This is a genomic window from Neokomagataea anthophila, from assembly GCF_018122595.1.
In the GTDB taxonomy this organism is placed as follows: Bacteria; Pseudomonadota; Alphaproteobacteria; order Acetobacterales; family Acetobacteraceae; genus Gluconobacter; species Gluconobacter anthophilus.
Window position 1 is genome coordinate 98639 of sequence record NZ_JAGRQH010000001.1, and the last position, 20934, is coordinate 119572.

Below are 20934 nucleotides of genomic sequence, written 5' to 3' on the forward strand. Positions count from 1 at the left end.
CAAAAATTATGGGTTGATTTTCGGCGTATCCAACACGACCTCTTGCAAAATACGCCGTTGAGGACGAAAGCACTCTTCATGATTCCTTCCATTTCCTGTCGCCTGCCCCGCCTTTTGTTAGGCGCATTGCTGGTTACCAGCGCCATGCCATTCATGGGCACCCTGCCCTATGCAAACGCGCAGAGCGTGGCTGCAGCGCCCACGAATGACGCCGTATCGTCCCCAATTCGGGGTCTTTATGATGCGTTGCGGACAGCGCAGACCACAGGAACAACGGCCCAACGCCGCATGGTTCTCCTCTCCCCTGCCGTTGATCGTGCTTTTGACCTCGAAGCCATTCTCCGGCGCTCCGTCGGATACCGCTATGCGGGTCTTTCCAACACCGACAAGGCACGCCTGCTCTCATCGTTCCGACAGTTCACAATTGCGCGCTACGCATCATCCTTCAAACCGGGAACCGGTGCCGTTTTCACCATGCTTCCACAAACACGCCCCAACCCGACCGGCGGGCAGATTGTGGACACAACCATTGGTGGCGGTACCGACGCCGCAACGCCGATTGATTACGTCATGACACAAGGCCCCAACGGCTGGCGCGCAACGGATGTCCTGTTGGACGCACATATTAGCCAAGTTGCTGCACAGCGCGCCGATTTTAGTGCGGCCCTCAGCCAAGGTGGTGCACCCGCACTGGCTGATCTCCTTGACAGCAAAACCGCTCGCTTCCTTCATGACTAAACGGATCTTTTCTTACGTGTCTTTTTACACTTTCCGCACGTACGCGGCCTGACATCAACGCCGTGCTATCACCTTCTTTTTTCGCAGCGGCTTTTTGTTCCGCCGTCTCTTTCGCCGGGAATGCCCAAGCCCTCATAGGTGCCACGCTCCTACACCGCTTTCGCAAGCGCGAGAAAAAGTGTCAGGACGCGGTCTCCCATGATCCACGCGCTTGGCCGGAGGTCACCCTCCTAAAACCCCTGCATGGAGATGAGCCGCTGCTGCGTCATGCGCTCGAAACGCTTTTCACGCAGGATTACCCGCATTTTCAAATCGTCTTCGGTCTACATTCTGAAGATGACACAGCTCGGCCTGTCGTCGAATCGTTATGCGCGCAATATCCACATGTCCCAACAGACATCGTCATTAACGCCACTGAGCATGGACCGAACCGCAAAGTCGGTAATCTGATGAATATGTACGGGCACGCCCGTCATAACATTATTGTGATCTCAGATTCGGATATTCACTGTGACACGACCTATTTAAAACACGTCGTTGCCTCCTTTGATGACCCTAAAACTGGTTTGGTCACCACCCTTTATGCGGGCCGCCCCGGCAATAATACCGTGGTCCAGCAGATCGGCTCCTGCCAAATTAATCACAATTTCTTACCCGGTGTGATGATGTCACGCCTGCTTGGCCGCCAAGACTGCCTCGGCGCGACAATGGCACTTCGCCGTGAAACGCTCAGCGCCATTGGCGGCCTCGAAGCCTTGGTTGATCACGTTGCAGATGATGCCCAACTCGGCCGCCTCATCCGCAAACATGGCTACGACATCTCCATCGCGCCGACACTCACTCACACAACCGTAGCGGAAACATCGCTGCGAGATCTGTTGTTACACGAACTCCGCTGGGGCCGGACTGTTAAAAATGAAGAGCCCGTTGGTTATGGCCTCTCATCCATCCAACTACCGCTCTTTTGGGCTCTAGCCGCCGTCATGTTCCAACCTAAGTCACGCTGGACATGGTTCTTATTTCTCCTGAGTTGGTGCATCCGCGCAATCGGTAGTCGTACCGTAGATCGCGCAACTCAGACCCCCCTTCCCACGTCTATACCGCTTCTCCCCCTGCGGGACTGGCTTTCCGCAGGCGTTATGCTGGCAAGTGCACGCGGCTCACGCGTTGCATGGCGCGGAAGAACGGTCCATATCGCAAAACGAAAACGGACAGACAACTAACGGCATTTCAAGTATACACAGAGGATCCATACTCCTCCCCACATACTAGCCGTTAGCGCCTTTACTTTTGGAGACTTCGCCGATGATGAGAACACTCTTTCTCCAGCCCCCTTCCTTTGATGGTTTTGATGGTGGCGCTGGCTCACGCTATCAGGCGAAGCGCGAGATTAAGTCCTTCTGGTTCCCAACATGGTTGGCCCAACCTGCAGCACTGGTCCCCGGCTCACGCCTGATCGACGCCCCCCCTGCAAAAATAGGCATGGAACCCATTCTTGAAGACGTCAAAAACCGCGATCTCGTCATCATCCATACATCCACGCCATCCTTCGCGTCTGACGTGCGCGTGGCTCAGATGCTGAAAGACACCAACCCTAAGCTGATGATCGGTATGGTGGGTGCAAAGGTTGCCGTTCAACCGCAAGAAAGCATGGAACAAGGCGGCCCGATCGACTTCGTCGCCCGCAACGAGTTTGACTTCACGATCAAAGAAATCGCTGAAGGTAAACCATTGGCGGAAGTAGACGGTATCACGTGGCGTACGCCTGAAGGTGAAATCATCGCCAATAAAGACCGTGCGATGATTGAAGACATGGACAGCCTTCCGTTCGTTACGGAAGTCTATAAGCGGGATCTGAACTACAAGGATTACTTCATCGGCTACCTGAAGCATCCTTACATTTCCATCTATACCGGGCGCGGCTGTAAGTCCCGCTGCACGTTCTGCCTATGGCCGCAAACCGTCGGTGGTCACCGCTACCGTACGCGTAGCCCCGAACATGTGGCGGCAGAAGTACGCTTGGCCAAGCAATACTTCCCAGACGTGAAGGAATTCATGTTTGATGATGATACCTTCACCGATGACTTGCCACGTGCAGAAGCCATTGCCCGCGAAATGGGTAAGCTCGGCGTCACATGGTCCTGTAACGCCAAAGCAAACGTACCTTATGACACGCTGAAAATCCTGAAAGAGAACGGCCTACGCCTGTTGCTCGTCGGGTATGAAAGCGGCAACCAGCAAATCCTTCACAACATCAAGAAGGGTATGCGCGTTGAAACGGCTAAGGAGTTCACCAAGAACTGCCATAAGCTGGGCATCAAGATTCACGGCACCTTCATCGTCGGCTTGCCGGGTGAAACGAAAGAAACCATTCAGGAGACGATTGAATTTGCGAAAGAAATCAATCCGCATACCCTGCAAGTCTCTCTCGCAGCCCCCTATCCCGGCACGTTCTTGCATAAGCAAGCAACAGAGAATGGCTGGCTGAACGTCGAAGAAGCTGAACTGATTGATGATAACGGCGTGCAAATTGCACCGCTACACTATGATCACCTGTCTCACACAGAAATCTTCGAAAGCGTTGAAGAGTTCTACCGCAAGTTCTACTTCCGTGGGTCCAAGATCGCGTCCATCCTCAATGAGATGGTCCGTTCACCACAGATGATGAAGCGCCGCTTGCGCGAAGGTGTGGAGTTCTTCCAGTTCCTTAAAGACCGTAACGCCGCATAAAGACCAAAACCCATGACCCGCCGCGCCATTGTTTCTGCCGATGATTTCGGCCTCAGCATCGAAGTCAACGAAGCCATTGAGCAGGCACATAAAGAAGGCATCCTCTCCACCGCCAGCCTGATGGTGGCAGGGGATGCCGCGGCAGACGCCGTGCGGCGGGCCAAGACCATGCCCAATCTTCGCGTTGGGCTTCATGCTGTCACGATTGAAGGGTTATCGGTTCTCCGTGACCCGGATATCACAGACACTACCGGCTGGTTCGGGCGTGACCAACTGGCCCTCGGCATTGGTTACTTTTTCAGCCCAGCCCAACGCCGTGCCCTACGGCGCGAAATCGAAGCGCAATACCGCCTTTTTGCTAAAACGGGCCTACAGCTTGACCATGCCAATGCGCATAAGCACATGCATCTCCACCCTATTGTTGGGCGCTTTTTAATCGAATTCGGTGTGCAGCACGGTGTTCCCGCCATTCGTACACCCATGGAGCCCGCCGCCCCTTTCGGCGAAGCTGAAAAGACGGCTGATCGTGCCTTGCGTTACTGGACGCAACTGCTCCGCTATCAAATCCGCCGTGCGGGCCTCAAAACCAATGATTCATGCTTTGGCCTACGCTGGTCTGGCAAGATGACCCCCGAGCGCGTTGCCAAACTTATTCCATCCCTACCTAAAGGCGTCAGCGAAGTTTATTTTCATCCGGCCACAGCCCAAAATGAACAAATGGCTTACTTCATGCCAGGGTATGACCAAGCCGGAGAGCTAGCTGCACTCCTCTCAGCCGATGTCAAAAATGCTTTCAACGATGCTGGAATCCAGCAAATCGGCTGGCGAGACATCTAAGGCTTTATCTAAAAACACTTTCAGTCTGGAATACGATCGTCCGAAGCCTGTTGTTCCGTTGAACTGAAAGCCACCCTACGAAACGTTTATCTCAATCAACGCGTATCTTAATCTGGCGCCGTGATCTCACATATGTGCCTCAGGCTGCACAATTCAGCCTGAGGCACACCAACCTTACGCTTTCAGCGTAAAATCTTCTGCCGGGCGCGCACCAAGACGCGTAATGATAGCGCCTGCTGCTTTATTGCCCAATTGCGCACACACCGTCAGGTCATGCCCCTTGGCCAAGCCCGCTAGAAAACCAGCCGCAAAAGCATCACCTGCACCTGTTGTGTCCACAACATTCACCGGCTGAGTCACCACATCATGACGCTCACCATTCGCCACAACAACAGAGCCCTCAGCACCACGGGTCACCGCAGCTAAAGAGACATCATGCCCAACGGCGACCAAAGCGGCGTCCGTATCCGTGACTTGGTACAGAGCTTGCAGTTCCGCTTCATTGGCAAATAATACATCCACATGCTTCGAAATCAGCGTACGGAATGCGTCACGGTGACGCTCAACACAGAACGTATCGGACAAAGTCAGCGCAACACGCTTTCCTGCTTTTTGCGCCAATTCCGCCGCACGGATCAAAGCTGCCTGCGCTTGCGGCTTATCGAACAAATAGCCTTCCAAATAAGTAATTGCTGAATTCTCAACCGTCTGCGCCGCGACATCCTCCGTCGTGAACTCCGTGCAGGCCCCCAAATAGGTAAACATGGTGCGTTGACCATCCGGCGTTACCAGCACAATGCAACGTGCCGTCGGGGTAGAGTCCACAAGCGGCGCAGACGGGAAATACAAACCCTGCGCACTCATATCACGCGCAAAATCTTCGCCGGCTTTATCCGCAGCTACTTTCCCCAAGTAAGCAACCTTCGCCCCCATGCGCGCTGCAACAGTCGCTGTATTTGCGCCAGATCCACCGCCAGAAACCTGCTCAACCTGAATACGTGCTTCAATATCATGAGCGGTCGCCGCATCAATCAACGTCATACTTCCCGGAACAGCCCCAAGCGCTGTCACTGTCTCATGAGAAACAGAAGCAAGAATATCGACAATAGCATTGCCGATGCATAAAATATCATAAGAAGCAGACATGCACGTTTCCACAATTATAGAGTGAGAATTAACGCTCAAAGACGCTAGGTGCGCCATCAAATCAACATGTTTTTATCGCTTCTCTAATCCCACGCCAACACACCCCTCCTTCTTCCCCTTTAACGACCTCTCCAAAAGAATAACTCATTACGACATTTCCACGGGTTGTCCGCCAAGGGCGAGAACGTGTAAGCGTAGTTTTAGGTCTTGTCCCGCCCTCGCTCTCAGCGTTCGTTGGGGTACACGTCCGAGACTAAGTATCCTTCCTTCAGATCCGTAGCGGGGTTCCTTTGTTCAGAAGACGCAAACCGGAAGAAGACACCAAGTCTGCCGAGAACAATAAGCTCTCGGGCCCACCTATCTTTTCTAATCGGCCTGATGCCCAACAAACGACCGACGCACCTTCTGCGCCGGACGATACCGCACAGCCACATAACGAATCCTCACAACCAAAGGACGCCGCCATGGGTCGCACTCCCTTCCCTACTCCTCCTTCTCCCGGCGCAGCAGCACGTCCCGGTGTGAACCCTCCCGGTGCCGCACGCCATAACGGCCCAGAGCGCCGTACACTCGTCGTGGGCCGTGGCATCAGCGTTCAAGGCTCCGTACAGGATGCAGAACGTCTGGTCGTTGAAGGTACGGTCGAGTCCAGCCTTATCACCGCAACGGAACTCGAAGTCGCTCAAGGCGGCGTATTCCGTGGCGCCGTTGAAGTTGAAGACGCCGAAGTTGCAGGCACAGTTGATGGAACACTGACCGTCAATGGTAGCCTGACCATTCGCGCCAGTGGCCGCCTGATTGGCAAAGCAAAGTGCCGTCGCCTGCAGGTTGAAGAAGGTGGCCAGATTACCGGCCAACTCGAAATGATCACGGAAGCAGCCGCTCCGCGCCCTTCTTTCAACGAAGCTTCTGAAGCCACAGAAGAGAAGAACGAAGAAGCCGCATCCTAAGCGGCTTCACCCGGCCAGACGCTATGCATCTGGCCGGATGTATCCAAACTCAAAACACAAACATCACGCTCAATACGCGCCATCACCGTGACAGCGGGTTCAACATCACCTTCCGCAAGCGGCGCGCCGAGCGTTGTATGAATCGCTTTCCCAATCCGCTCTGCCACAGCCCCGCTATGATAGAGGCGTGACCCAGCACAATGCGCTTCAACATGCACCGGCACATCAGGTCGCAAGAGTGTCGACCATTCCACCGCACGCGCCAGATCATCCAATTGCGCCAAATGCCGCACATGAAACGACGCAATACGTGCCAAAACGCGACTCGCACCGCGAATCCACAAATTCGCACGCCAGACTTCCGGCCACCCACCACGAATTGTCACGCCACCAGGCACGATGCGCGGACGCTTAAAACCTTTCAGCCGAATCTCATCAGCCAAAACCATTTCCAACCCGGGAGGCGCGGCCAGAAAAATCTCAAAATCAGTGGATGTTGTCATGATGCCGTGAATGACAGGAAGCAGCGCTATGAGCAATGTTGAAATGACGTAAAACACACTATAACGCCCAACACAGCACAACACTCTGGCCAGCACGAAAACGATAAGGCATTAAGACGGCATGAAACTGCGCTTTGCACCCTCCCCAACTGGTTATCTTCACGTTGGTAACGCGCGTCAGGCCGTTGCTAACTATCTCTTTGCGCGCCGCCATGGTGGCCGCTTTATTCTGCGCCTTGACGATACGGACACATCCCGTAGCCGCCCGGAATATGTGGACGGCATCCACCGTGACCTCGCATGGCTCGGCTTGAACTGGGATGAGGAAGTACGCCAGTCCGAACGACGGGACATTTATGATGCCGTCATCGAAAAACTAAAGGCATCTGGCCGCCTATACCCATGCTTTGAAAGCGAGCATGAACTCAACGCGAAGCGCGAAATGCGTATCCGCGCAGGCAAGCCCCCCCTTTATGACCGCGCAATGCTCAAACTTACCGCAGACCAGCGCGCACGTGCGGAAGCAAACGGCAAAGTCCCTTACTGGCGTTTCAAGCTGACCGATGGCAGCAAAAAGTGGAACGACCTCGTCATGGATGAGTGCTCCGTTAAGCTCACCGCCATTTCTGACCCTGTTTTAATTCGTGCAGACGGCACGATTCTCTACACGCTGGCATCCGTCATTGATGACCTTGAAATGGGCATCACGCATATTATGCGCGGTGAAGACCACATCACGAATACCGGTGTGCAGATTGATATTGCCGAGGCCATCACCGGCAAGCCCGCACCATTCACCTTCGCGCATCTTCCACTGCTGCTCGACACCGATGGCGGCAAGCTCTCCAAGCGCTTTGATTCTCTCGGCCTCAAATCCCTACGGGCCGATGGCATTGAGCCAATGAGCATCGTGTCCTACATCGCGCGCGTCGGCACATCCGATGACCCCGATGTCATCACCATGCAAGAAGCGATTGATTCCTACGACATCTCCCATGTCTCCAAATCAGCCGCACGCTTTGACATGCGCCAACTTCTCGCGCTGAACCGTAAAGCTCTGCACAATCTGCCATTTGAGAAAGCCAAGGCGCATCTCCCGGCAGAAGCAACAGAAGAGTTCTGGAACGCCGTACGCGGTAACGTCGATATCTCTGCAGAAATTCCACATTGGTGGGACGTCACACAAGGCACAATCATCTCACCACCACAGCCAGATGACCGTGACTTCCTGCAGACTGCTCTGGATACATTGCCAGACTCTCCATGGAGTGAAGACACATGGAAAGAATGGACCAACATTCTCAAAGAGCGCACAGACCGCAAGGGAAAGACTCTCTTCATGCCACTGCGCCTTGCTTTGACAGCAGAAGAAAAAGGCCCAGACCTACCAACACTTCTGGCTCTCATGGGGCGGGAACGCGTCGTCTCACGTCTTAAGGATGCAATCCGCGCCTAAAACAGGCCGGCCTCAGCCTTCCCCTTTCAAAAGCGCTTCAGCTTCCCGCTGGAGCGCTTTTTTTATGGCCATTTTGCAAAACCCTCTCACACAAAAACGCGCACCAGCATGTTTAACGCCCCAGAGAGCACCTCTTCCCATAGGGCCAATTCTATGTTTGAAAATAAGCTGGCCTTTTTATATCGGCCACTCCGCACATTCCCATCCACAACACATAATGGCTTCATGGCGATAATTCACCACACCTCTCACGAGAATGCCCCAACCGGGACATTACAAGATCGGCACGTTACAATGATCGCTTTAGGTGGCGTCATTGGCGCCGGATTATTCGTGGGAAGCTCTGCGTCTATCGCTCTTGCAGGCCCTGCCGTCCTCCTTGCTTATGCGGCGACAGGTCTACTCGTCGTTATTGTGATGCGCCTGCTTGGGGAAATGCTACTAGCACGCCCCGGCATCGGATCATTTGTGGATTGTGTTCGCGTCGGTTGCGGACCAGCCGCCGGATTTGTCGCCGGTTGGCTCTATTGGTTCTTCTGGGCCATCGTCATCGGGGCAGAAGCCATTGCCGGTGCCATCGCCATTTCCGAATGGGTCGCCCTCCCCGTATGGGTCATTGCCATTGGCCTCATCATCACCGTTAACCTTTTGAATCTGATTTCGGTCCGCCTCTTTGGGGAATGTGAGTTCTGGCTTTCCCTCATCAAAGTCATCTGCGTCTTAGGGTTTTGTGCACTCGGCTTGGCCGCTCTACTCCATTTTGTCGGTCCACCCCCTTCTGTCGTTCATAATTTGAACACTGGCGGGGGGCCTGTTCCACATGGGATCTTTGCGGTCCTCACCGCGATTCCAAGCGTTCTTTTCTCAATGATCGGCTCTGAATCAGCGACCGTGGCAGCCGCAGAAACCAAAGATGCGGGCGGGAATATCGCAAAAGTCACACGCTCGACCGGCCTACGGATTATGGTTTTCTACCTTCTATCCGTTGCTCTTATTCTGTGCCTCGTGCCATGGACAAACATTCACCCTGGGCACTCTCCCTTCGTCACCGCCATGGAAACCATCGGCATACCGGGCGCACCTTTCTTAATGAAAGTGGTCATCCTAAGTGCCGTGATTTCATGCCTGAATTCTTCCATCTACATCACATCTCGTACCCTACAAGGCCTAGCCGCGCGTAAAGATGCCCCCTCTTGGTTCGCAAAACTGTCTAAGCAACGCCTGCCGCAACGCGCCATTGCCGGTTGTAGCCTCTTTGGCCTGATTGTTGCTGGCTGTTCCATCCTATCGCCAGATGTACTCTTTGCCTTTCTGCTCGGCGCCTCTGGCGCAGTCATTTTGGTGGTCTATGCTCTCGTCATCTGTGCCCACCGCTCCCTTCGTGACGAGCAATCTGCACTCTTTGTCATGCCGCGTTGGATCAGTACGGTAAGCCTAATCGGTATTGCTGTTGTCATTATTGGCATGCTGTATTCCGCATCTGGCAGATCCACACTGTTTGCCAGTACTTTAAGCGTCATTGTCTTTTATGCAGCTTATCGCATCAAAGAGGCGGTACAGTCTCAGCGCACTTAAAAACGTACATGTATGATCTTCTTCCACGGATGGAGATCATACTGCCCATCCCAAAACACTCCGTCACAAACACTCAAAACGTATTGAAACCCAATACAAAAAAGGGCCTGCCAGTATGATCTGGCAGGCCCTTTTTACAGGCTTTTACATCCTCAACATTTAGAAGGACGTAGAGATCGTGCCCGTCATGCTGAAACGTGGCTGCACAAAAAACTGTGCACTTGAACCCGCACCAGACATATTGCCATTCATCAAGCGAACAGCCGTTGCATTGGTTCCAACCCCAACAACACCGGTACGAACAACAGACCCCGTCAAATTCGTGAAATTCAAACGGACCGTCGGAGACTGTGCATACCACACTGGCTTGAAGTGATAGCCCAGAGACAGCGTATCCGTAATATAACCCGGAATGCGCTGATCCCCTGCAATCGTGACCGATTGTGGCCCCGTATAATGCATTGTCGCATTCGCAAAGAAGCCTGCATTCGTGTAGGTCAAACCAAAGTTTGCCATCACGTGCGGCGCCAAAGGAGCCTGCGTACCCTTCGTGCGGAAGGCCGTCAGGTTCCCCAATGCATCCGCTGCTGCGATATTCGTATCCAAACGCGCATTCAGATACTCAAACGAAACATATGGGCTAAAGCCATAAATCGGCTGCAACGATGCCATAACATCAACGCCACGCGCCGTCTGATTACCCGCATTCACAACACCATATTGGTTGTTACCCACATATGTTGAAAGCAAACGGTTGGTAATATTGTAATTAAAGAGGTCGAGATCAACGACAACGTATTTATCGTTATAACGATAACCCAACTCTTCTTTAATAGAATATTGGTTCTTCGGAAGAACACCCGTATATGATGTATTGGCAATAGATGATGAGGATGGCTGACGGTAATCACCCTCTGCATTAATGTACACTTGATGGTGATCATTAATGCGGTAGCTCACCGACAAATGAGGCAGCGGTGCTGTTAGATTTTGCCCCATCTGCTTATTGCCCGGGTACATAATATACCACATGTTAGACATAACATACTTGAACCCCGCACTCACCTGAAGGCGATTATTCAAATACTTAGCCGTGTCCTGTACGAATAACGAGTGGACTTCATACCCCGTCGTATTCCCTGGGAAGGAGCGCACCCCATTCGAAAAGACCTGATAAGAACCTGCATTCGGGCTAGGGTTAGAACCGTCTGCTTTGGTTACACTCGTCGGGAAATGCTGCGTGTAGTTCTGGTTTTCGTACCAGTAACCAACCTCAACATGGTTATGGGCATCAACATCGTAACCAAGCTTCGCGGTTGCCCCAACATCCAACGCGCCATCTTCTTGGAAATAGCCCGTTAAAGGGGTGCCCTTAGCAATAACCTGACCATTGCCATAGGTCGTCGTGCCATCAGCAAAACCACCTGATGACCCGTCCCAGCCACGGCCCCAGTTATAATAAGGCCGCAGGTCAAATTGCAGCTTGTCGTTCAGCACAAAATGCATCGGCGCAGTCAGGAATAGCTGGTTCCAATGGTCGATATTATTCTTCCAGTAGTCATTCCCAGCTTTATCAAACTCGGCCTTACGGCCATAACCCTGCCCCGTATGCTTATACGTCAGGAATTGTGCAGCCGTCGGATAATTATCAATCACGAAGTCTTCAGAGTTCCATGACATGAACAGCTTGGCGAACGAACCGTTGCTCCAATCCTTCCGCATGCCAAAATCCAAATGACGACGTGAATTCTCTCCCGCACCCATCCACGAACGAGCATTCGTGTTGGAAAAGGAGAGATAACTCCGCACACCTGTACGACCAATATCGCCCGTGTCTAACCGTAAAAACTCACGGAACAAATTGTTTGTGCCGTATGAGAAATCCACCATTCCGCCAAACTTATGGTCTGAGTCATGAGACGTCTCATTCATCACACCAGCAGCTGCAGACGTTGCAGGCAAATCAATCGGGGAAGACCCCGGCATCATGCTCACGCTTTCTAAGTTTTCAGAATCAATATTCTCAGACAAATAGGTCGCACTCGCCGCTGGTGCATCATCCAGCATCAACGCCATATCCGCATCCGTCAGACTGCGGCTTTGAATCGTACCACCTTGCATACCAGACGTATCTGGGCTCGACACACTGACACTCGGCAAGGTCTGAATCAGGTTCAGCGCCGTGCTCGTCGGGCTTTTCGCGGCAATGAAAGCCTTCGTAATCGTTTGAATCGCATAGGGCGCCGTCTCAACGCGCATCATCCCGCCGCCACGACTATGAGACTGGCGCGACATTGAAACCGTCACATGCTCGGCGTCACCCGCATTGACAGACGTCGGACGCGGCTTTTTCACCACAACAGGCGCCGCGCCGATTGAAGAGACAGGTTTTGCAGAAATTGCACTATGCGCCGCGTGATGTGCAACCACATGAGCACGCCCCTTATGCGGCACAGCCGCACGCGCAGATGAAACGGCAACGACAGAGCCCAATCCGGCCAAGCACGTCATCAAGAGAAGCGCTTTACGGGTAGAATGCGGGGTCGAACGATACGAATTCATAATATTAAGGCTTCTCCTGCTGCGAGGCTCTCAAAATTTTCATGCTGTCACGACTTCCCTACAGGAAGGCATCCCATAACGAATTCGTAACATAATACCCCAACCCTCAGAAGACGAATATTTGCTCTGCGTTATCCGCAAAAACAGAGCGCCCCTAAGGAGGACACGGAAGTGTCGCTTTTCAGCCATACATATGCATTTTTTGCAATATAGATCCGCACCGCTCGCACCCAACGACCAGCATCAATCCTTATTTTTCAAACACTTAATATCATTTCTTATTATTTCATTTTCATGGCACTCACGAGAGAATCATCTCAGCGCCCTACAAAATGATGTGCTTTCCACGCCACATACCGCACAGACCGAGTGCCCCATATACAGGCACTCGGTCCATATTAAGGTCAGACTTTTGGCGTACGCCCCGCTTTCCGCGCACGCACTAACTCACTGACCACCCCATGCAGGGTCCGCAACTCTTGCTCCGTCACTTCTCCACGCGTGAAGAAATGGCGTAAATTACGGACCATACCGGGGCGCTTCTGCTCATTATGCAAAAAGCCGCTATCATCCAGCTCACGCAGAAGGTGCGTCATGAAATTCTCCAAATCGCCCTTGGTGGCAATTTGCGTTTCATTCGTCATCAATTCCCGCGGCAGCGTTGTATCTTCCGTCAAGAACCACTCATACGCCATGACCAAAACGGCCTGAGCCAAATTCAAAGACATGAAGTCTGGGTTAAGCGGATAACGAATCAACGTATCAGCCCGCGCCATATCCTCATTATCCAGCCCAGCGCGCTCCGGCCCGAACAATAGGCCACAGCGCAAACCACGCGTCGCATGGACACGCAGTTCGGACGCCGCACCGCGTGCGGTCATAATCGGCTTAATGATATGACGCGGTCGTGGGCAAGTCGCAAAGACATGATGCAAATCGGCAACGGCATCATCCACCGTTTCATGCACCGTCGCCGCATCCAAAATCCGATGAGCACCTGAAGAGGCAGACCACGCCCGCTCCTGCGGCCAACCATCACGCGGGGCCACAATGCGCAAATGGAACAACCCACCATTCGCCATAGCCCGTGCCGTCGTGCCGATATTCTCACCCAATTGAGGGCGCACCAAAATAACAACCGGGTCAAACTCACCAATCGGGCCAATATCAGCCCCACCGTCACGCCCGGTCATGCGCTTGCCTTCCGCCAGGTCGTACCACCCGGCCCATCTTCCAAAAGAATACCATCATCGGCCAATTGCTTACGGATCGCATCCGCACGAGCAAAATCTTTGGCTTTACGAGCGGCCAAACGTTCCTCAATCAGCGCTTCAATAGCAGAGCCATCCACACCTGCACGGAACCACTCCTCTGCCGTACCAAAGAACAAGCCCAGCAAACGACCACCTGCCAAAAGCCCCGCAGCAGCCTGCTCATCACCCTGCATCGCAGCATCCGCCAAACGATGAAGCGCCGCCAAAGCAAGCGGCGTGTTCAGATCATCCTTCAGCGCGTCCATAACAGAAGCCGGAACATCCACAGCATCCTGCTCAAACGCCTTCCCAGCTTCCAAAGCACGATAAAAGCGGTCCAGCGTATGTTGCGCATCCGCCAACTTGTCCCACGTAAAGTCGAGCGTAGAGCGATAATGCGCGCCCAAAGCCAACAAACGCAGAGCCTCCGCAGGGGCGCGGTCCAAAACCTCACGCACCGTGTAGAAATTGCCCAAAGATTTGGACATTTTCTCACCATTGGACAGCAACATGCCATTATGCAGCCAATACGCCGCGAACTTCCCTTCCGGGTTGCAGCACAAAGACTGAGCGCGCTCATTCTCATGATGCGGGAAGAGCAAATCATCCCCACCACCATGAATATCAAAGCTCTCACCCAAATAGCGCCGTGACATGGCCGAGCACTCAATATGCCACCCCGGACGGCCACGCCCATACGGACTATCCCAGCCCGGCTGATCCGCGTCCGATGGTTTCCACAGCACAAAATCCCCCGGATCGCGCTTATAAGACGCAACCTCTACACGGGCACCGGCAACCAACTCATCCAAAGAACGCCCAGACAATGCACCATAATCTGGGAAATGCCGCACGGAAAACAGCACATGCCCATGCGCTTCATACGCATGGCCGCGCTCAATCAATGTCGCAATCATATCCAGCATTTCTGCGATGTGATGCGTGGCCCGTGGTTCAATGTCAGGCGGCAGAATGTTCAACGCTGCCAAATCTTCATGGAAAGCAACCGTCGTACGGGCCGTCAAAGACGCTATGTCTTCGCCGTTCTCACGGGCACGCGCCGTAATCTTATCATCCACATCCGTCACATTACGAACGTAAGTGACCTTCGGGAAGCACACCCGCAGCAAACGCACGAGCACATCCGCGCACATCATCGCACGCAGATTGCCGATATGAGCGCGGTCATACACCGTCGGTCCACAGAAATAGACACGAACATTCTGCGGATCGAGGGGTGAGAAAACCCGTTTCTCACGTGTCTGGGTATCGTGCAAACGTAGCACGGACATCGACTGTTCTGGCATAATCTGTTCAATGCGACAGCCACGCGCGAGACGCAACCACCTTTTCAGCGCTTGTCTGCAAAACCACGCCCTGTAATAGGGTATCTTATGTCCAGCACCACGCCCCTTCCCCCGACTTACCCTCGCCACGCAAGCGCCCTGCTGCGCCTTGCCGCCCCCTTGGCCCTCTCTCAACTTTCCGAAATGGCCATGGGCGTTACAGATACAGTTCTGCTGGGTGGATTGGGCGTCACCGCTGTAGCCGTCGGCGGGCTTTCAAGCGCTTTCTTCTTCACCACCATGATTATCTTTCAAGCGATTCTAGGGGGAGCAGGCGTTCTCCTCTCACATGGTCGCGGTGCTACCGATTATGGACAAGCAGGGGCGGCGGATGGGCGCAGCGTCGTCAGCGCAACCGTTACCTTGGCCTTCATTGTTTTTATCCCCTGTTTCACACTTTTATGGTGCACACAGGACATCTTCACTCTCTTAGGCGAACCTACCCCCGTCATCCATGATGGTAGCCACTTCGTCCGCATTCTCCTCAGCGCACTCTTCCCCAATCTGGTACTCCTTGGGGTCCTCCGAGTCATTTTGCCATCTCTTGGGGCCGCGACATTACTGTCATGGACTATGCCGCTCATGGCTATTGCCAATGGCGTAACCAATGCTGGCCTCATTCAAGGTTTATTTGGTCTACCACGCTTGGGCCTTTTCGGCTCCGCTCTCGCATCGGCCCTCACAGGGTGGACAATTACCCTCCTCCTGCTCGGCCTAAGCACCTTACACCCCCGCGTCCGTTCTGTACTCAAACCCAAAGCGTTCCAGCTTCCGCTTCTTGGCAGTCTCGCACGACTGGGCATTCCCATGATGATGGGGGCTGCTGCCGAAATCCTCATGTTCCAAATCACCGCCCTCAGAGCCGGACAGCTCGGCACAAACAGCCTCGCGGCGCATCAAGTCGCCATTAATGTCACAGCACTGCTGTTCATGGTGTCTCTTGCCTTTGGACAAGCCACTAATATGCGCGTGGCTTATTGGCGCGGTGCAGGCCAACCTTCTCAAGCCCGGCGCGCAACTCTGATGGGCCTCGCTTTGGTCATAAGCTGGAGCGTACTCACCTCCGTCTTACTCCTGACATGGCCTGAAAAAATTATTGGTCTCTATTTCCGTCATACGCCCCCGACACCAGAAGCACTGACCCTCATGACCATCCTGCTCAAAATTGCAGGGGTTTACCAATTGGTTGATGGTACACAAACGGTCTGCAACGGTGCCTTACGCGGCTGCGGCGATACCTTCACACCCATGCTCATAGCATTCGGCTGCTTTGGTTTTATTGGTGTTGGCTTTGGTGGCTGGTTAGCCTTCCAACACCATATGGGCGTGGAAGGCCTTTGGATTGGCATGGCATCCGCCTTGGCGGCTACAAGCCTCGGCTTCGCCTTACGGTTACGTAAAGTCCTGTGGTCACGTTGATGGCGCGTTACGCGCCAAACGGATGGTAATGAGATAAATCACCAGCCCGCCCGCGGAGAGAAGAGCACCTCCCCACCCAACAGACCCAAGGCCAAAACCGAGCCCAACCAACATCGCGCCCAACCATGCCCCAATAGCATTGGCAATATTAAAGGCAGAGTGATTCAAAGAGGCTGCTAATGTCTGCGCATCCCCTGCCACTTCCATCAAACGTGTTTGCAGCGCAGGAGAAAGCCCGATCAACGCCGCAGGCACCAAGAAAACAATCGGGAGCATCGCCAGCGCAGACGGCAAACACAGCCAGTAAGCCAACATCAGCACCACACTCAGCCCTAACGCCAACATAACAGCGCGGTCCACGCTCCGGTCTGCAACAGCACCGCCAACGACATTACCCGCCATCATACCAAGCCCCCATACGACCTGATACGTTGCCACAGCCCATACAGGCAGATGCGTCACCTGCCCTAACCCTGTGGTCAAGAACGTATAAATGCCGAACAAACCACCAAAGCCAATCGCGCTGGTCAGCAGCGTCAACAACACCTGCGGACGACGAAACGCCCCAAGCTCAGACAGCGCATCCACCCCAGCATGAGGCCGATCACGCGGCGCAAAAAACCACAATGCAATGAAGCACATCACACCAAGTGCCGCGATTGTCCCGTAAGCAAAGCGCCACCCCAAGTGATTAGCCGCATAAGTGGATAGTGGTGAACCCAATACCGTGGAGAACATGATGCCAGACATCACCCGGCTCACCGCACGCCCTCGGCGCGCACGCTCCACCATAGACGCCCCAACCAAAGCCGAAACGCCAAAGAACGCACCATGCGGCAACCCTGTAATAAACCGCATAATCTCTGTGGTTAGGAGGTCCGGCGCAAGAATGGTCCCGATATTGCCCAGAACAAACAGCACCAGCATCCACATCAGCAATGTGCGCCGGGCGAGTTTAGCTCCCAGAATGGCCATAAAAGGCGCACCGATCACAACGCCCATTGCATAGGCCGAAATAACGGTACTGGCCTTCGCAATCGAAATACCCAAAGAGTGTGCGAATTCAGGGAGCAATCCCATCATCCCAAACTCACCGGTACCAATCGCAAATGTACCAAGCATAAGCGTGTACATAGCGGGTTCGACACCGTGGGGTGGGCGCACCCGTTCAACGGTCAAGGAATCGCTGGCTTCCATAGCAGAGTCCGAACATGAAATGGATCAAAACATCTCACCGCCGGACCCTGTATCATGCAGTCTATTTAAGAGTGGTCCGTCGGCAAGCGAATAGTCTGCCCCGGATAAATGTCATCCTTCGCGCTGACAAGCGGAAGATTGGCTTTCAGCAGCTCATCACCCGTCACTTTCTCAGGCAAGGCCTCTGCCAGCTCATCTAAAGTGCCATTTTCCCCCACCTGAACAAATTTTGGCTCAGGCGTTCCGGGCGGCACCACAATATCCGCTTCAACCGCAGCGACACCCGCCACATTCCCAGCTGTCAGAATCATCTGATCCCGGTCTTTTGCACTCTCTGCACGACCCTTGAGAACAATCGTCCGATCATCAATGACCAAATGAGACATATGCATCTGCGCCAAGCCAAAACGCTTAAAGGCCCGTTTGATGGCACTTTCCTTCAGCTTCGGCGCCGTACCTTCTAAGGACTGGACCAGCCCTTCTAATGCACCTTCCGCAATACGGCCGGCCTTTGAATTAAAACGATAGGTTTTCTTCTGCGAACTCATAATCAACAACTCTTCACAGATACAGACTCTGGGCACTCCAGAGCACTTGTCCTTACATAGCCTACCCGATCCAAACGCCCGTGTGTGTTTTTTACGCGCCTCCCCCGCAGGATTCGCTACACTATTAATTGACTCCAGCCGCTAGCCACGCTAATGCGCGACCCCATTGCCGGGAACGTGGACGAACCGGCTGCTCCTTCACATGACACAGGGCACTGCACCCGGTCTGGAGCGGCTCATGGTTTCGCGCCCGTCTGACCCAATTCGGGGGAGGACCTACCGGCGCAACAAAACGATCTGCCACGCAGCTTTGGGCAGGTCTGACGCGAACAAGGGATCAACCCATGTCAAAGCGCCTCGAGAGCAAGTACAAGATTAACCGCCGCCTCGGCGTCAACCTGTGGGGCCGCGCCAAGTCTCCGGTTAACCGTCGTGAATACGGCCCGGGTCAGCACGGTCAACGCCGCAAGTCCAAGCCATCTGACTTCTCCATCCAGCTGATGGCTAAGCAGAAGCTGAAGGGTTACTACGGTAACATCAGCGAAAAGCAATTCCGTAAGTACTATGACGAAGCCGTTCGTCGTAAGGGCGATACGTCAGAGAACCTGATCGGTCTGCTCGAGCGTCGTCTGGATGCGGTTGTATACCGCCTGAAGTTCGCGATCACACCGTTCGCTGCACGTCAGTTCATCAACCACGGTCACATCACAGTTAACGGCAAGCGCGTTAACATCCCATCCTACCTCGTGAAGGAAGGTGACGTGATCGAAGTGCGTGAGAAGTCCAAGCAACTCGCAATCGTTCTTGACGCTGTTCAAACAGCTGAGCGTGACGCACCAGAATACGTTGAAGTCGATCACCGCCAGATGAAGGGTTCCTTCCTGCGCGTTCCGGCTCTGTCCGACGTACCATACCCGGTCCAAATGGAACCAAACCTGGTGGTCGAGTTCTACTCCCGCTAAGTTTCGGCTCTCTTTCCAGCCTTCGGGCTGGATCGACCGATATACGACCGGAAACGCCGGGCGGGTTCCCCCGTCCGGCGTTTTTGTTTCATACCTTCCCTATCTTCCCTATTACCTGCCTTCCGGAGAGACCATGTCCGAAGCCCTCAGCGCTGACATCAACCGCGAGATTGCCCGTCGTCGGACCTTCGCGATCATCTCTCACCCGGATGCTGGTAAAACAACCCTGACCGAGCGCATCCTACGCGCCGGTGGCGCGATCCAGCTTGCCGGCAACGTCCGCGCTAAAGGCGAACGCCGCCGCACAAAATCTGACTGGATGGGCATCGAGCGGGACCGTGGAATTTCCGTCGTGACCTCCGTCATGACCTTCGAATACGGAGATTGCGTCTTCAACCTGCTCGACACACCGGGCCATGAAGACTTCTCTGAAGATACTTACCGTACCCTCACCGCCGTTGACTGCGCCGTCATGGTCATTGACGCCGCGAAAGGTATTGAGGCCCGTACACGCAAATTGTTCGAAATTTGCCGCCTGCGCGATATCCCCATCATCACCTTCATCAATAAGATGGACCGTGAAGCCCAAGATTGCTTCACCCTGCTTGATGAAATTGCCAGCACACTCGCGCTCGACACATCACCCGCCACATGGCCCATCGGCCGTGCTGCAACCTTCACAGGTACGTTCGACCTCCGCACCCGCAAAATGACCACGAAGGTCGAACTGGACGACAGCGACCCGCGTCTTGAGCAAATGCGCGAAGACCTTGAACTCGCTGAAGCCGCTCTACCAGAATTTGATCAGGAATCTTTCGACGCAGGCCACCTGACCCCTGTCTTCTTCGGCTCTGCCATGAAAGAAATCGGCGTTACCGATTTGCTGGATGCCCTCGTTGCATACGGCCCATCTCCCCGCGCACAACCTACAGATTCCCGCGAAGTCCGCGCTGATGAAACCAACGTCACGGCTCTGATTTTCAAAATTCAAGCGAATATGGACCCCAATCACCGGGACCGTATGGCCTTCGCACGTGTCTGCTCTGGCCGCCTCACTCGCGGTATGCGTCTCAAACACGTCCGCACCGGCAAACAATTCGCACTGCACACACCACAATTCTTCTTCGCACGTGACCGTCAACTTGCAGAAGAAGCCTTTGGCGGTGACGTTGTCGGCATTCCTAACCACGGTACATTGCGTATCGGTGACACGCTCAGCGAAAGCGAAGAACTGCGTTTCACCGGCGTTCCGCACTTCGCACCAGAAATTCTACGCCGTGTCCGCCTTGATGACGCCATGAAGGCCAAAAAGCTTCGCCAAGCATTGGTCGAACTCGCAGAAGAAGGCGTTGTCCAACTCTTCCGCCCACAAGATGGCCTGCCCCCTATCGTCGGCGTGGTCGGAACCCTTCAGTTGGACGTGCTACAGTCACGCCTCAAGGCTGAGTACAGCGTCTCCATCGGGTTTGAGAGCACCCCCTTCACCATGGCCCGCTGGGTCACAGGCGATCACAACAAGCTGGACATGTTCGCGCAGACCAACCGCTCCTCCATGGCCGATGACCTTGATGGTGACCCGGTCCTTCTGGCCAGTTCGTCCTTCATGATGCGCCGCACCATTGAAATGAACCCCGACCTTGCCTTCCACGACATCAAACAAATCGGTGTCACCTCTGATCAATAACACTACAAAAAAGGCGGCCCATATGGAG

17 protein-coding genes are annotated in these 20934 nt (G+C 54.0%); 10 read left to right on the forward strand and 7 right to left on the reverse strand.

Annotation, left to right across the window (positions count from 1 at the left end; genetic code table 11):
• Window positions 1–78: 78 nt before the first annotated feature.
• The 4 genes from KB213_RS00450 (at window position 79) to hpnK (ending at window position 4305) form a co-directional block, all read left to right on the forward strand.
• On the forward strand, window positions 79–738 hold the full coding sequence (locus KB213_RS00450) for an ABC transporter substrate-binding protein (RefSeq protein WP_249110099.1): 660 nt from the start codon (window positions 79–81) through the stop codon (window positions 736–738).
• A 62-nt stretch (window positions 739–800) separates the two neighbouring features.
• Window positions 801–1961, forward strand: coding sequence for a bacteriohopanetetrol glucosamine biosynthesis glycosyltransferase HpnI (gene hpnI / locus KB213_RS00455; RefSeq protein WP_346266636.1), 1161 nt, complete (start codon window positions 801–803; stop codon window positions 1959–1961).
• An 82-nt stretch (window positions 1962–2043) separates the two neighbouring features.
• Window positions 2044–3468, forward strand: a complete 1425-nt coding sequence (gene hpnJ / locus KB213_RS00460) for a hopanoid biosynthesis associated radical SAM protein HpnJ (RefSeq protein ID WP_211679856.1) — start codon at window positions 2044–2046, stop codon at window positions 3466–3468.
• Window positions 3469–3480: 12 nt separating this feature from the next.
• Window positions 3481–4305 (forward strand): hopanoid biosynthesis-associated protein HpnK, encoded by an 825-nt coding sequence (gene hpnK / locus KB213_RS00465; RefSeq protein ID WP_211679859.1) that lies wholly within the window; start codon window positions 3481–3483, stop codon window positions 4303–4305.
• 174 nt (window positions 4306–4479) lie between these two features.
• Here hpnK and KB213_RS00470 read toward each other — a convergent pair whose 3' ends face one another.
• Complete coding sequence (locus tag KB213_RS00470; RefSeq protein WP_211679862.1) at window positions 4480–5451, reverse strand: adenosine kinase; 972 nt, start codon at window positions 5449–5451, stop codon at window positions 4480–4482.
• 290 nt (window positions 5452–5741) lie between these two features.
• Here KB213_RS00470 and KB213_RS00480 point away from each other — a divergent pair, with 290 nt between their 5' ends.
• Complete coding sequence (locus KB213_RS00480) at window positions 5742–6401, forward strand: bactofilin family protein (RefSeq protein ID WP_408903693.1); 660 nt, start codon at window positions 5742–5744, stop codon at window positions 6399–6401.
• Here the strand turns inward: KB213_RS00480 and KB213_RS00485 are convergent.
• A complete protein-coding gene (locus KB213_RS00485; protein ID WP_346266637.1) occupies window positions 6398–7000 on the reverse strand; it encodes a THUMP domain-containing protein in 603 nt (200 codons plus the stop codon). The two genes, KB213_RS00480 and KB213_RS00485, sit on opposite strands and share 4 nt — an antisense overlap.
• A 25-nt stretch (window positions 7001–7025) precedes the next feature.
• Between KB213_RS00485 and gltX the strand changes: the two genes are divergently transcribed.
• Both gltX and KB213_RS00495 read left to right on the forward strand, forming a co-directional pair.
• Window positions 7026–8360 carry a glutamate--tRNA ligase gene (gene gltX / locus KB213_RS00490; RefSeq protein ID WP_211679869.1) on the forward strand — a complete coding sequence of 445 codons (1335 nt, stop codon included), beginning with the start codon at window positions 7026–7028 and terminating at the stop codon, window positions 8358–8360.
• 153 nt (window positions 8361–8513) lie between these two features.
• Window positions 8514–9935: an amino acid permease gene (locus KB213_RS00495; RefSeq protein ID WP_249110100.1), complete on the forward strand. Its 1422-nt coding sequence runs from the start codon at window positions 8514–8516 to the stop codon at window positions 9933–9935.
• A 159-nt stretch (window positions 9936–10094) separates the two neighbouring features.
• Here KB213_RS00495 and KB213_RS00500 read toward each other — a convergent pair whose 3' ends face one another.
• The 3 genes from KB213_RS00500 to cysS all read right to left on the reverse strand — a co-directional run bounded on the left by KB213_RS00500 (window position 10095) and on the right by cysS (window position 15057).
• Window positions 10095–12497: a TonB-dependent receptor gene (locus tag KB213_RS00500; RefSeq protein ID WP_211679872.1), complete on the reverse strand. Its 2403-nt coding sequence runs from the start codon at window positions 12495–12497 to the stop codon at window positions 10095–10097.
• A 404-nt stretch (window positions 12498–12901) separates the two neighbouring features.
• Window positions 12902–13690, reverse strand: coding sequence for an RNA methyltransferase (locus KB213_RS00505; protein WP_068167944.1), 789 nt, complete (start codon window positions 13688–13690; stop codon window positions 12902–12904).
• Window positions 13687–15057: a cysteine--tRNA ligase gene (cysS, locus tag KB213_RS00510; protein WP_249110101.1), complete on the reverse strand. Its 1371-nt coding sequence runs from the start codon at window positions 15055–15057 to the stop codon at window positions 13687–13689. The genes KB213_RS00505 and cysS overlap by 4 nt, the downstream gene beginning before the upstream one ends.
• Before the next feature lie 87 nt (window positions 15058–15144).
• Here cysS and KB213_RS00515 point away from each other — a divergent pair, with 87 nt between their 5' ends.
• Window positions 15145–16515 carry an MATE family efflux transporter gene (locus tag KB213_RS00515; RefSeq protein ID WP_211679875.1) on the forward strand — a complete coding sequence of 457 codons (1371 nt, stop codon included), beginning with the start codon at window positions 15145–15147 and terminating at the stop codon, window positions 16513–16515.
• On the opposite strand, the gene KB213_RS00520 is transcribed toward KB213_RS00515, so the two are convergent.
• Together KB213_RS00520 and KB213_RS00525 are read right to left on the reverse strand one after the other, a co-directional pair.
• Window positions 16507–17712 (reverse strand): MFS transporter, encoded by a 1206-nt coding sequence (locus KB213_RS00520; protein ID WP_211679877.1) that lies wholly within the window; start codon window positions 17710–17712, stop codon window positions 16507–16509. The genes KB213_RS00515 and KB213_RS00520 overlap by 9 nt on opposite strands.
• Before the next feature lie 65 nt (window positions 17713–17777).
• Window positions 17778–18260, reverse strand: coding sequence for a peptidoglycan-binding protein LysM (locus KB213_RS00525; protein WP_068167921.1), 483 nt, complete (start codon window positions 18258–18260; stop codon window positions 17778–17780).
• A 344-nt stretch (window positions 18261–18604) separates the two neighbouring features.
• Between KB213_RS00525 and rpsD the strand changes: the two genes are divergently transcribed.
• Together rpsD and prfC are read left to right on the forward strand one after the other, a co-directional pair.
• Window positions 18605–19222, forward strand: a complete 618-nt coding sequence (rpsD, locus tag KB213_RS00530) for a 30S ribosomal protein S4 (protein ID WP_068167917.1) — start codon at window positions 18605–18607, stop codon at window positions 19220–19222.
• A gap of 133 nt (window positions 19223–19355) precedes the next feature.
• On the forward strand, window positions 19356–20906 hold the full coding sequence (prfC, locus tag KB213_RS00535; RefSeq protein WP_068167913.1) for a peptide chain release factor 3: 1551 nt from the start codon (window positions 19356–19358) through the stop codon (window positions 20904–20906).
• Window positions 20907–20934: the final 28 nt, after the last annotated feature.